This is a genomic window from Pseudoalteromonas sp. NC201 (assembly GCF_002850255.1).
Classification (GTDB): Bacteria; Pseudomonadota; Gammaproteobacteria; order Enterobacterales; family Alteromonadaceae; genus Pseudoalteromonas.
This window is the reverse complement of record NZ_CP022522.1, coordinates 3,044,843-3,057,824: the sequence shown is the minus strand read 5'-3', so window position 1 is coordinate 3,057,824 and position 12,982 is coordinate 3,044,843. Positions and strand designations below refer to the sequence as shown.

The window sequence follows — 12,982 nt, the reverse complement described above, 5'->3', positions numbered from 1 at the left end:
TGTTTTTACTGAAGTTTGGCAATATTATATTGCCGCTTTTTACATCATTATTATTCTAAATCCAGCAAGGATAACCATGTTAAAAACTACTCTCAGTATGGTAGCGTTGGCTGTTAGCGCAGCAGCCATTGCAGACGATACCAATGTTAAAGATCTTCAAGCTGCAGATATGGAGCATATCGTGGTCTCGGGCAGTCGTGTGTTTGAAAGCATCGATGAAGTGCCTGCCTCCATTACGATTATTAATCAAAAACAAATCGAAGATCATTTAAAAGTAAATCCAGAACTACAAAGTTTGTTATCTCAAATTGTTCCTGGTCTTGCTCCGGATACGGGTAGTTCAAGTAATACTGGGCAATCGTTGCGTGGACGTGCGCCTCTGGTGATGATTGACGGTGTACCTCAGTCTACACCACTGCGAAATGGTTCTTTGGGTGTAAAAACACTCGATCCAAGTGCCATCGCTCGTATAGAAGTTATCAAAGGGGCAACCTCAATTTATGGTAATGGTGCTTCAGGCGGGATCATTAACTACATCACCAAGCAGGCTAAAAGCGATGGCAAACCAGAAGGTGAAATTAGTCTATCTAGCCGCTTTAGTGCAGTAAAGCTTGCAGAGAGCGCAGGTGCTCGAATTGCGGGCGCGATTAATGGCCGCGTTGACCAGTTTAGTTATTTAGTCACGGCAAGCTATGAAGAAAACGGTGTTCAGCGTGATGCTGAAGGTGATATTCTAGGTTTACAGTATGGTCTGTCGGATACCGTGACAGAAAACTACTTTACTAAGCTTGGCTATGACTTTGATGAAGACAAGCAACTGCAATTTAGCTATAACTTCTACAGTTCACAGCAAAAAACGGACCTAGGTGATGTATTTGGTAACATCAATTTAGGTGAAAAATCTTACGCTATTCACGTGCCACCAGCTCAGCAAAAACAAGGTAAGCCACAAGGTCCTGAAGGTAATGAAAACATTACTTTGAAATACACCGATATAGAAGTTTTTGCTAATACACAAATGACGCTTGATGCGTATATGCAAGACATTGAGAACGTGTTCTTCTTCTCTCCAAGCTTAGCAAACCCTGATGAAGGATACACTGGCGGTCAATCTATCATCCGCTCTGAAAAAAAGGGCGCGCGTGCGACATTTAATACCTTGGTTGATTTTGACAATGTCCAAGCTACCTTCATTTATGGTATTGATGCGTTGAATGATGTGACCTCACAGCCACTTGTCGATGGTCGTATTTGGGTGCCGGAAATGGACATGGAAAGCATCGCAGGTTACCTACAGACCAAGTGGATTGTTGCCGATGACCTAGTGTTAAAAGCGGGAGTGAGACAAGAAAGTATTGATCTTGCGGTAGCTGATTACCAAACACTAAAACTTTGCCGCTCAGCGGATCAGTGCTCTGTGCCACTTAACGTGAAAGGTGACACCATTGACTATGACGCCACAACTTACAACGTGGGTATTAAATATAACGCAAATGAAAAGTTCAGCCCATTCGCCAGTTACTCGCAGGGCTCTGATATCTCGGATATTGGCCGTCTGCTGCGCAGTGCAACAGTAGAAGATATTGGTCAAATTCAAACAGAAGCATCGATTGTTGATAACTACGAAATCGGTTTTAACTCTCAATTTGAGACGTTACGATTTGAATTTGCGGCATATAGAAGTACATCTGAGTTTGGCACAACGAATAAATTCAATGAAGTAACCGGAGTTTATGAGCCTGTTCGAGCACCACAAAAAATTTGGGGTTATGAGGCACTTGTCGATTACAAGATCAATGACACGCTAAAACTCATTGCCACATATAGCTATGTTGAGGGTAAAGATACTAAAGCGGATACGTACCTTGGCTCGAGACAAATTAGCCCACCAAAGCTTACGGCAAACCTAAACTGGCAGCCAATTGATGCGTTATCGATGACGTTAAGCTGGTTACATGTCGGCGACCGTAAACGCTTTGAGCGGAACGATAAAGGTAACTATGTTGGAGATCAAGGTCCAATTGACAGCTATAACGTGGTTAACTTTAGTGGTCAATATCAATTCGGCCAAAGCTGGCAAGCATTTGTTGGTATTGAGAACTTATTTAATTCAGACTACTACCCAGCTCGCGCACAAGCCTATACGTACGGTGGCTATAACATCAAAGGCCTTGGTACAACAGCAACCGTTGGCGTGAAGTATCGCTTCTAAGCTAATAGCAATGACTTTTGGCTTCATAATCTAAAGCCAAATGGGTTTGCTGAGCACCCAGTTCAGCAAACCCTAATACAATGAATGGTATATCTGGTCTACACTTAATCTATTGGCGAAACAGGAGTGTAGCAATGGCGGATTATCAAAAATGGCTGGATCAATTTTCCGATTGGCTCAAAGACGTCAAAGAACATGAAATTGACGATTTATCTAAGCGATTCTGGGAAGCGCAGAGCGCACTGAAAGACTACACCAAACAAACCTATGATGATTATAGTTACTATTTAAAACGTGACTTGGAACATCTTCTCGAAAACAAATCCTTCTATGATGAAGCGGCTTGGAGTGAGCTCAAAGCCAACATCTTATTTGAAATATCCCAATTAGAAGATAGAACTCAACTTGAGTGGTCCGCACTTTTAAAAGATTTTGAACACCAAGGCATTTATAAAGAAGGTGAATGGATAGCTTTGGGACAATTAGTATGTAAGAATTGTGGCTATAAATTAGATGTTTATTATGCCATCAAGATCCCAGCTTGCAGCGAGTGCGGGCATGGGGAATATACTAGAAAAGCATTAGCGCCCTAAAGTGTGGGCGCTCAGCTTGGAAGCACCAAGCTGAGTAGACTAACGTATGCGAATAATACAAAGAAGTTAGAATGACCAAATCTAAATTGTCGTCTGAAAAATCATTGCAGGCCAGTCAGCTTGCACCATCAGTTTCGTTGACTCACATAGAAAATTGTATCCAAAACCCTTACCCAGAAGCGCTGCCATTTATTGGCCAGCAACGCGCTCAAACCGCCCTAGACTTTGCCCTGGGGATGGAGCTTCCCGGTTATAATGTGTATGTCATGGGAGAAGCGGCGCTGGGTCGTTTTACCATGGTGAAAGACAAGCTCGAGGCGCACAGTAAAACTAAGCCAACGCCCAAAGAATGGTTGTACGTTAATAACTATGACGACCATCGTGAGCCTATCGCGCTATTTATGCAGGCGGGCGAAAGTAAGCAGCTTGAGGCCGATATTGACGCCTTTATTGATGAGATCTTAGATACTTTTCCTGCAGCTTTTGACAATCCGGGTTATCAACGCAAGAAAAAGTCGCTAGATAAAGAATTCGAACAAAAATACGATGCTGCGATCACCGCTGTTGAGCAACAAGCTATGAATATGAGTGTTGCACTGATAGAAGATACAGGGACAGTTGGCTTTGCTCCTGTGGTCGATGGTAAACAGCTCAGTGATACGGAGTTTTCGGCACTAGACGAGCATGTTCAGGCACACTTTTTAACCGCAATTGAAACATTAGAAGATGCCCTCATTGAGTCGCTTATTGAGCTGCCAAGATGGAAACGCGAATCCTCAGAGCGCTTGCGTAATCTTAAAAAAACCACCATTGAAATGGCGACTAAACCGCTATTAAAAGCACTTGAGCATAAGTATGCCGCACATATTGGCGTGCTGCGTTATCTTAAAGACCTCAAGGTTGAAATTGTCGATGCGGTATTAGATTGGCTAGACGACGATAGTAGTAACAGCGACGAAAACAAAGATGACTTTGACTCAAAGGGAATGCTCACTGACTTTTTTGCGCCCAATATTCTGGTTGAGTTTAAAGAGGACGACCCTGCGCCTGTAGTGTATGAGCCAAATCCGACCTTTGGTAATATTTTTGGTAAGGTGGAATATGCAACCTCTCAAGGTAATTTGATCACCAGCTATCGCTCTATTCAAGCCGGTGCATTGCACCGCGCCAATGGCGGTTATCTGATCATGGATGCGGAAAAGGTCATGGCTAACGCTCAGGTGTGGGATGGCCTTAAACTGTCGTTAAAAACCCACCAAATTAAAAATGACCTACCGTACCAAGACAATTCGGTGGGCAGCAGCTTTACCTTAAAGCCGCAGCTAATTCCGTTGGATGTCAAAATTATTCTTTTGGGGTCGCGAGACCTGTATTACACCATTGGTGAATACGATGAAGAGTTTGCAGAACTATTTAGAGTGCTGGCCGATTTTGATTACTATTTACCAAGCTCGGACAAAATGCAGTATCAATTTATCACTAAGGTGATGGAATACTGTAATGATACCTTGAAAATTGAGCTTAGCTCAGCGGCGCTGGCGCGTATGCTTAAATTTAGCTATCGCCAAGCGGAGCACCACAGTAAGCTTTCGGCGCGCTTTGCTGATGTTTTGGAGCTGGTGGCAGAAGCCAGTTTTTATGCCAAGCAAGATGGCGTAAACCAAATTGCTGCTAATCACATTGATGAGGCGATAGCTGGAAAAGAATATCGTACGGGACAGTTAAGCGAAAACATGCTCAGCGATATTCAAGAAGGGCATACCTTGATTGCAACCGAAGGCACCGCAATTGGTAAGGTAAATGGCCTGACGGTACTGCATATTGGTGACACCGCTTTTGGTACGCCTGCGCGTATTACCTCTACGGTATACGCAGGTGCTGACGGGGTGATTGACGTTGAACGTGAGGTAGACTTAGGTAAGTCAATTCACTCAAAAGGCGTGATGCTGCTTACGGGTTACCTAGGTAACAAATATGCGCAAGACTTTAGCCTGACACTCAGTGCAAATATCGCCATTGAACAAAATTATGGTTTTATTGACGGTGATAGCGCATCACTTGCAGAGCTTTGTGCGCTGCTATCGGCTGTGACGCAACTGCCCGTGGATCAATCTTTAGCGCTCACCGGCTCAATAAACCAACACGGTGAAGTACAAGCCATTGGTGGTGTAAACGAAAAAATCGAAGGCTTCTTTAAACTCTGCAAAATGCGAGGCCTCACAGGTAAGCAAGGGGTGATCGTCCCTGAATCTAACAAGGTCAACTTAGTGTTAGATGATCAAGTGATTGCAGCTGTTGAAAAAGGCTTATTCCATGTCTATGCCGTTGCCACAGTAGATGAAGCGCTTAGCTTGTTAATGGATAGACCTGCAGGAGAGCTAAGTGATGAAGGCTATCCCGAAAACAGTATCAATGCAGTTGCAATGGCGAAGCTTGAGCGTATTGCGAAAGTCGTAAACGGCGATGATGACAAAGGAGAAGAAAACCATGACGACAACTAATATTATCCTCGTTATTGTTGCACTGGTGATTGCAGTGGTGTTTTTTCGTGGTGGTCAGAAACAAAAGCAGCTTGCGCAGTTTAATCGAATTCAAGCGGCTGACTTTTTGAAAGAAAACGAAAAGCGCACAGAGGTACATAAAACTGACTCAGGTCTTCAGTACGAAATAATCACTCAAACTGACGGTGGCAAACAGCCAAATGCAACGAGCAAAGTTAAAGTGCATTATCATGGTACTTTACTTGATGGCTCCGTATTCGACAGTTCGGTACTGCGTGACCAACCCATCAGCTTTGGACTTAATCAAGTGATCCCGGGTTGGACCGAAGGTGTGCAGTTGATGAGCGAAGGGGATAAATACCGCTTTTGGATTGGTCCAGACTTAGGCTATGGTGACCGTGCTGCAGGTAAAATCGAACCGGGTTCGTTATTAGTGTTTGAAGTTGAGCTGCTCGCGGTAGAGTGATCAGTGTTATTGTTGTGTAAGGCGCTACGGCATATAGCTTGAATAAACGTAGCGCCATACGCAGTTAATGGAGCAACAATCTACATAAATACAGCCAATTATTTTCCTTTATTTTCTGTATAGCGACTGAGTAGCATATTGGCGACCTGTTGCTTTACAGCCCGTTTGTCATTAGGGTCAACGCCAAAACGTTCCGCCAGTAGTGCGATTTCTTCATCGGTTAGATTGAAGGATAAGCGTTGCCGAGTTTTCTTCGATTTAACTTCTAAATCAAGGATCTTTCTGATCATATCGGATGGCGTTAGCTCTTCGTCTATCGCCTGCTTTTTAATACTTTTTTGTACTTCCGTGGTTAAATCGAAGGCCATTTGTGTGGCCCTCAATGCCACTTCTTGACGTTTCCACTTGTCTTCTCTTGTGGTCACGAGTTAGCTCCAGGAAATAGGTCGACAATATCGCTCAGTGGGCGACACATGGTTAGTGACACGTCAGTTTCCCCCCCATCCCAGATCTCGATATTGATAGCGAACTTTTCGTCAGGACTAAGTAACTCGATAACTTCACATACTTCGCCACTTTCATCTTGATAGCGTGGCAAGGCGCGACCGCGATAATCGCTATCGTAAAAATAGCAAACGTAGGGCGCTTCACTTTGTTGATAGCTTTTACCTAAAAATCGCTCGAAAATCTCCGGAGTAGCGTGGGTGTCGATGTGGGTCAGTGCTTCTTCATCGAAAATACGCGCAAATTCATCAAGCGTAAAAATAGCATCGACGTCTTCTCTTTGGATTTTGATAGAGAAATTCGCGTATTCCTCACCGTCACTTTGTTCAATTTGCAAAAAAGTAATGTTACCTGAATCACTTTCGAGAACAAATTCATATGCAGCGCTGCGTTCAAATTGGTAAGTTTGTACGCCAACAACTTTGAGGGTTTGTCCCTTGAGCCAGCTAGGGTAAGCGAACGAATCGATGATGGTGAGCATGTCTCCAACTTGCAGATCTTTTGCATGAGTAAGTTGTCGCTCAGGAGTTTTTTTTGATTTAAAAAAGCCAAACATAATGCACCTACATAATCAAAAAGGGTAAAAAGGAGGCGAGGCCTCCTTTTTCTATTCGGCAAATATTAGTTGCTTTGTTTCGCTCTAATACGTTCAAGAATATCATTACTCTTTTGCGTAGAGCCAATTCCAGCTTCTGCCATTTTGGCTTTTAGATCTGCACCCGTTGCAGCGGCTTCAAGCTCTTTTGCCGCAGCCAGTTGATCTTGCCTATCTTGCTGGCGTTGCTTGATACGCTCAAGCGACTGACGTGCATTTACCATAGATGACGTATTGGTATTTAGCGTACTGTTTACTGCCATGGTTGCTTTTTGAACGCTGTCTGTGGTTTTTACCATTGTTAGTTGGCGCTGGTTTTCTTTAATCGTTTTTTCAGCTTCTTTAATTTGCTGTTTTAACAGGATCACATGTTTACTAAAACCGTCTAGCACTTGCTGGTGCTCTGCGCGCTCAACTTCAAATTCACCGATTTTCTCTGCAATTTCTACCGCTAAAGCTTCGTTACCTTTTTCCAGCGCTTGTCCAGCATAGTTTTCATGCTCGATAATGCTTTCGTCAAGTGCAGCTAATTTGCGTTTTGTCTGCATCTCTTTCGCCATTACTTCTGTTAAGTTCTTTTTGGCTTTAGCTAATGCGTTTTGTGCGTCAGCAATTTCTTGCTCAAAAATACGAATGCCATTTGCGTCAACAATTGACTCACCAACTTCTCTAGCGCCACCACGAACAGCAGTAAATAATTTCTTTAAAATACTCATTTCACAACTCCAATATTATTCATTCAAATACACAGTCACGGCTTCCAATGCTTCGATTGCATTGTCCGCGAGGGTGACCAGTTCGTGCGTGATCTCATCAATTGAGGAGGAAACGGCTAGAGCACCAAATATCGCATACTGCTCATCAATTTTAGCAAACGCACTCAGCGGGATCGGCACATTCAGTTTTAATAGTGCTTCATTTAACTCGTTTAGCAACTCAGGCTTTACCTCATTCTCTTTAAATAGGTAACTAATGCATACAAGTTGTTCTTCAGTCTGAGTCACAAAAATTGGTAATTCGTCATTTCCGTCAACAATCACTTGCAATACATCTTGCTCGCCTTCATTGGCGATTAAGAATGATTCGAAGTTAGCACCTTCTGTTTCAAATGATGCTAATTTGATTGATAGTTCATTTAATTCCATCTTCATTTACCTTTTTTGTTTTGACATATTATGTCTGAGTTAAGAGTTGCACGTAAGACATAATATGTCAATGACCGTGCGCTAATTTTTATACAACTCATCTTCTGTTTGCCATGCTTGGCGATAATAATCGTATAGTCTGCCCGTTCCTAACTGGTTGACTTCAATATCTTTTGCTCCGTCAAAAAAGCGATTTGGGAAGGCGAACGTCGCGAGTAAATACTCTTTGTTTATCCAGTTACTTGGAACAGGCAAAGACTCGACCGACCGGATCCTAGCACTTGCTGGTTGTCCTGTTCTCGTTGCGATTGTCCATCCCCACTGGCCAAATGAGGGAATATTCTGCTGATATTGCTCAACATGCGTAAACCCGGCATGCTTTACCGTTTTAGCTATGCTAATAAACGCTTTTTTGGCGTGATAGGGAGATGTTGACTGAATAGCGAGTGCACCATCGGGTGCCAGTAATTGACGCACATGATTATAAAAGTAGTCGCTATATAGTTTATTCAAATCGGGGTGATTAGGGTCAGGTAAGTCGATAATGATGGTGTCAAATTGTCTACCTTGGTCGAGCATTTTTTCTACTTCTAAAAATGCATCTGCAACGATAACCGTTGCTCTTGGATCGTTTAAGGCGTTGCCATTCAAGCGGGTTAATTGACTGGTGATATGTGGTCTAGCTGGGTAGGGCTGCCCTTGTAGTCCAAATAACGAAAGTAGTTGTCCATCCAAATCGATTAAGGTTGCATTTTCAACAGGCCATTCCAGTACATCTCGAAGTGCCAGACCATCTCCGCCGCCAATGATTAATACCTTTTCGCGCCGGTTAGAAGCCAGCATTGCAGGATAAACGAGCATAGTGTGATAGATCTGTTCATCTACAGATGAAAACTGTAATCGACCATTTAAGAATAAATCGTTAATTGGCATCGGTTGTGCGCGGCTCAATCGCTCAGTGATGACAACATGTTGATACTTAGTTGATTCTGAATAGATCACCTTGTCTTTGTATAGCACATTGCTGAGGTCTTTCATCCAAAGAGAGCCATGGCTCAGGATGACAAAAAAGATACCAAGTAGAACAAAGTGGCAAGCAAACAGCAGCTTAGCGAAGCGGACATGAGCATGGTAACGCCATAGGAAGATAAGTCCTGCAATGATATTAAATAGCGCAGTCCACGCTGCTGCTTGCATTATTGGCAGCGCAAGCATAATCGTGACCCAAATGGCAGCACCAACACCAGCACCGATATAATCTGCACCGTAAATGGTACCTGCGTTATTTTCAAGGAAGCGGCCATACACTTGTTGACGGATCCTAGCAATCAGCGGAATTTCCATGCCAATTAAAATGCCTAGAATGAGGCCGAAAACATAAGGTAAAAATCGGGCAAATGCTTGTAATTGCGCAAATGGCATGCCATCTAAGACACTATCGGGAGGCAGGCTGTAAAGGCTAGAAAGCGTGTGGGGCAGGGTATAGGTAAGTGCAATAACACTGGCGATCACCAAAATACTGCTCATGCCGAGTAGCGCGATTAGGCTTTCAAGCCATGCAAAAGCGGTAAAAGGATCCTTGAACCAGCGTGCTAAAAATGCGCCAATGCCCATGGCCACGATCATAGTGCCTATCATGGCATAAATCGCGCTTTCTACAGAGCCTAAAACGCGACCAGCATAATGAGAGAGTAAATATTCGTAGATTAGGCCGCAACCGGCCAAAATGGCCATGACGCCAATAAGTAGGGTGTCGTGACCAAACAACGACCAGTTGCCGGTCACTCTTGCTGAAGTTTGTGGTGCAGATGCGCTCAAGGGTTATGCACCTAACAAACTTGCCATAGTCGTACCAATCGCAAAAGAAAGCGCGGCTGAAATTGCAGCAACACCAATATTCTTTTGTCTGTTCACTTCATCGGAAATATCTTTACCTGCCAGAATAATTTTTATCATAACGAGGTGTAAGACGATGAAAAGCACAATGCTACCCAGTGCTGCAATACTCCAGTAAAGTAGGCTTGAGTTAATATTGTCAGCTACATACGGCGCTAAACCGGACGCTGCAGTCAGTGCCAGAGCCGAGCCGATTAAAAAGCCCGCGTAGCGGATCCCAACCGCGATATTGTTGTCTTTGATTGCCTGCTGTAAACAGTCGCCGCTTTTGTTGGTGCGCTTGAATAGTTGTACTCGGTATTGGCTCACAAGCAGCATACAAATATTACCAATAATGAAGGCTGCAACCACAATAGGTAAGCCATACCAGCCTTCTGTGAGTACCCAAAGTAGAGCTGAGCGGATCACAATGGCAACGCTCACCACATGGCCAAAGTCAATCAGTGCTGAGGTGACATTACCTTTAACGATTTCGTCATGGAGGTTTACCTTGCGTAGCGCGACTTTGTCTTGGAAAAAGTGACCGAGCTTGATAAGGATGATACCAACGATACCATAGCCTGCCATTTGTAGCGCTTCTTGAGCTAAAGAACTGGCAAAAGCACCACTTGAAATACCTGAAATTACAATGGCCAGACCTGCTAAACCACCAGCAAAACTGAGGCCAAATGCAAAGTTGTCTTTTTCTGTGATTTCATCGTTTGCATGAAGGTTAGATACCCAACCTTTGATGTATTTTAAGCTAACAAATAACGCGACGATCACCGCCATATCTATTAGCAATGCTTGAAAAGTCCAAGCTGTTAATCCGTTAAATTGGTACATGTGTTAACTCCGCTATATATGCGCTATTTGCCCCGGCTTACGCCACGGGAGGTTCTACTTGAGCTATTGCGAACAGAGCCGTAGCTTGATGTTCGAGAATAGCTGCTTCGAGTTACTGCTGATGGGGTGTTACTACTTCGACTTAACCCTGAAGCGCCAGACTTTTTCTTGGCATAGGGACTGGTAAATTGTTTGCCTTGGCGTTGATACGATTGTTGAGTACGTTTGGCGAGCTCAGTTTGGCGTTTGTAGCCTTTATAACTGGTGTATCTGTGGCGGCCATAGTCGCTGTAGTAACTGTATCTGCGATGTTTACTCCAGCGGCCATATTCCACATCACCGACAATATCTCCAAGCATGCGATACATGCCATACCACATCCAAAAGCTAGTGCCGTTAGAGTTAGTCTGCCATTCGCCATAGTTGGCATTGCCAACAAGCTGATTGCCGACACTGGTCTGACCGTTTGCCGCTTGTTCCGCCTGCTGACTAATAGCGCCAACTCGCGCTAGCTTGCCATCTGACATATCAGCTAAAACATTGATTGGATCTGTCAGCGCATCATTGAACAAACTGATGGAAGCGGCTTCTTTTAACAACACTGCTTGGTTGATAATGTCGTCGCTGTTCATACTTGGAGCGGGGGACTTGAGGGACTGATAACGAGTCAATAAACTCTGATATAAGGTTCCACTGCTTGTTGCGTCTTGGGCAATAATTTGCGCAATTTCACTGAGCTGAGGTTTTTGCTGACTAAGTACTTTGCCATACTCAGTCAAAAGGTTGGCATTTCTCACCTGCTTTTTATCAAGGGCGGTTCCCAGCGTATTTATCGCTGTTGAAGCTTCTTGAAGTGTATGTGTAATGGTTTGCTGGATGCGTTCTTCTTTCGATTCGCAGCCCAGCATTAGGCTCAAAACACACAGTAGGCTAACCAGTTTCCAAATTCTAAAGTTGGACATTCATTGTCACCTAATCTACCTTGACCGTTCATTTAAATGTGCTGTTTTATTGAGCTTAAGTCAACTCAAACGTGCCGTGATTGGCATGTTAAATGGGCTTAAATTGTAACAATAAATCAGTCTAGAGAGTTATTATCTATACACCTTAACATTTGTATTAATATAAACCATAGCGTTAGGTGAACTGGGATAATAATAGAGTTTGTTCATATAGAAGTTGCATTCGTATGAATGCAACGATCACCAAAGCATCAATATAAATCTATCGATACTACAAGGTTAATATACCTTAGCAATTTGCCTCTAGAATGTCATAAATAGCATCTTCTAGGTCTTCTAAATCAGTTTCATCTATCAGCAATCTGGCTTTTGATTCATCAAGGTCTAGCGCCTCCGCAAAGAAGCCTTTAAAGCCTCGCGCTTTGCGGTCAATCTCAAAGATAATTTCTAGTTGCTCACCGCGATTAAAGAAAACCACTTCCACTTCATCAAAGCGACCATGGAAGTCACCTGTGATCGTTTTAAACTCTAGCTCTTGTACGAATGGGAGGCGTGAGAAAGATACTTCATCAATACCTTCACAGTCTGATTCATAGAGTTTAAAGCCAAGCGCTTCCATCGCATCGATAGCCGCTTGTTGTAGCTCGGTAGGTACTATGTGTAAATAGTCCCTATCTGACTTGTCGAGCGCCATATCAATATCAAGGTTGGTAGCAATCCAAGTTTTGGATTGTCCAACGGTAAGCGGGGTTTCTTCAGCGAGGTCAAGCGCAAATGGAATGTGCTTTTCATCACCGGGTTCGATAGTAAATCGTTCGTTGATTTGAAATTTAGCAAGGGTGTGGTTTTTAGTGATGGTCGTTGTTTCACCTTCACTGTCTTCTCTTTCAACCGTGTAGTTACACATTACGTTAAGATCTATTTTGTTGATCTCTTGAGCAACTTTGCCACCGATGATTTTAACCGTTCCAGAAATTTCTTCGCCAGGAGAGGCGTGATGGGTCTCTAAAATGGTATCTACTTTTGCTGCACCGATACCGACTGCGCCAAGGGCTTTTTTGAAAAAAGACATAGTCATCCTTATATATCTTGTGACCTTCCATCATGGAAAGCGCTGCTGTGTCGATTATAGGAATTATTATCTATTCGTCAATTGCTTTTCTCTTTCGAAGCCAATGACTTGAAAATATTTTCTTTGATGCAGTCGGTAATTGGTCATTATTCGTAAAATTGGTATATTATTTTATAACGATAGCCGTAGATGAGCTGTGTTCATTGGCATG

The 12,982-nt window shown here is 43.3% G+C and carries 12 protein-coding genes; 4 read left to right on the top strand and 8 right to left on the bottom strand.

From position 1 onward, the window contains the following. Positions 1-76 precede the first annotated feature (76 nt). The 4 genes from PNC201_RS13275 to PNC201_RS13260 all read left to right on the top strand — a co-directional run bounded on the left by PNC201_RS13275 (position 77) and on the right by PNC201_RS13260 (position 5,772). Positions 77-2,212: a TonB-dependent receptor gene (locus tag PNC201_RS13275; protein WP_102057881.1), complete on the top strand. Its 2,136-nt coding sequence runs from the start codon at positions 77-79 to the stop codon at positions 2,210-2,212. A gap of 134 nt (positions 2,213-2,346) precedes the next feature. Next, positions 2,347-2,805, top strand: a complete 459-nt coding sequence (locus PNC201_RS13270; protein ID WP_017216346.1) for a zinc ribbon-containing protein — start codon at positions 2,347-2,349, stop codon at positions 2,803-2,805. A gap of 71 nt (positions 2,806-2,876) precedes the next feature. Continuing rightward, a complete protein-coding gene (locus PNC201_RS13265) occupies positions 2,877-5,306 on the top strand; it encodes a Lon protease family protein (protein ID WP_102057326.1) in 2,430 nt (809 codons plus the stop codon). After that, positions 5,293-5,772 (top strand): FKBP-type peptidyl-prolyl cis-trans isomerase, encoded by a 480-nt coding sequence (locus tag PNC201_RS13260; RefSeq protein ID WP_010606161.1) that lies wholly within the window; start codon positions 5,293-5,295, stop codon positions 5,770-5,772. The genes PNC201_RS13265 and PNC201_RS13260 overlap by 14 nt, the downstream gene beginning before the upstream one ends. Positions 5,773-5,870: 98 nt before the next feature. Here the strand turns inward: PNC201_RS13260 and PNC201_RS13255 are convergent, their stop codons facing one another. From PNC201_RS13255 to PNC201_RS13220, 8 genes are all read right to left on the bottom strand, one after another. After that, positions 5,871-6,197: a hypothetical protein gene (locus PNC201_RS13255; RefSeq protein ID WP_069018990.1), complete on the bottom strand. Its 327-nt coding sequence runs from the start codon at positions 6,195-6,197 to the stop codon at positions 5,871-5,873. Next, positions 6,194-6,832 carry a DUF4178 domain-containing protein gene (locus tag PNC201_RS13250; protein ID WP_010606163.1) on the bottom strand — a complete coding sequence of 213 codons (639 nt, stop codon included), beginning with the start codon at positions 6,830-6,832 and terminating at the stop codon, positions 6,194-6,196. The genes PNC201_RS13255 and PNC201_RS13250 overlap by 4 nt, the downstream gene beginning before the upstream one ends. Positions 6,833-6,897: 65 nt before the next feature. Then, positions 6,898-7,587, bottom strand: a complete 690-nt coding sequence (locus tag PNC201_RS13245) for a PspA/IM30 family protein (RefSeq protein ID WP_102057325.1) — start codon at positions 7,585-7,587, stop codon at positions 6,898-6,900. A 15-nt stretch (positions 7,588-7,602) separates the two neighbouring features. Continuing rightward, on the bottom strand, positions 7,603-8,016 hold the full coding sequence (locus PNC201_RS13240) for a DUF2170 family protein (RefSeq protein ID WP_010606165.1): 414 nt from the start codon (positions 8,014-8,016) through the stop codon (positions 7,603-7,605). Positions 8,017-8,097: 81 nt separating this feature from the next. Then, positions 8,098-9,750, bottom strand: a complete 1,653-nt coding sequence (locus PNC201_RS13235; RefSeq protein ID WP_233525254.1) for a polyamine aminopropyltransferase — start codon at positions 9,748-9,750, stop codon at positions 8,098-8,100. Between the two features lie 87 nt (positions 9,751-9,837). Beyond that, positions 9,838-10,737 (bottom strand): DUF350 domain-containing protein, encoded by a 900-nt coding sequence (locus PNC201_RS13230; RefSeq protein ID WP_095728282.1) that lies wholly within the window; start codon positions 10,735-10,737, stop codon positions 9,838-9,840. Between the two features lie 23 nt (positions 10,738-10,760). Next, complete coding sequence (locus PNC201_RS13225; protein WP_010606168.1) at positions 10,761-11,699, bottom strand: hypothetical protein; 939 nt, start codon at positions 11,697-11,699, stop codon at positions 10,761-10,763. A 289-nt stretch (positions 11,700-11,988) separates the two neighbouring features. Continuing rightward, entirely contained in the window at positions 11,989-12,771 is a 783-nt protein-coding gene (locus tag PNC201_RS13220; protein WP_010606169.1) for a sporulation protein, read from the bottom strand. Between the last annotated feature and the right edge of the window lie 211 nt (positions 12,772-12,982).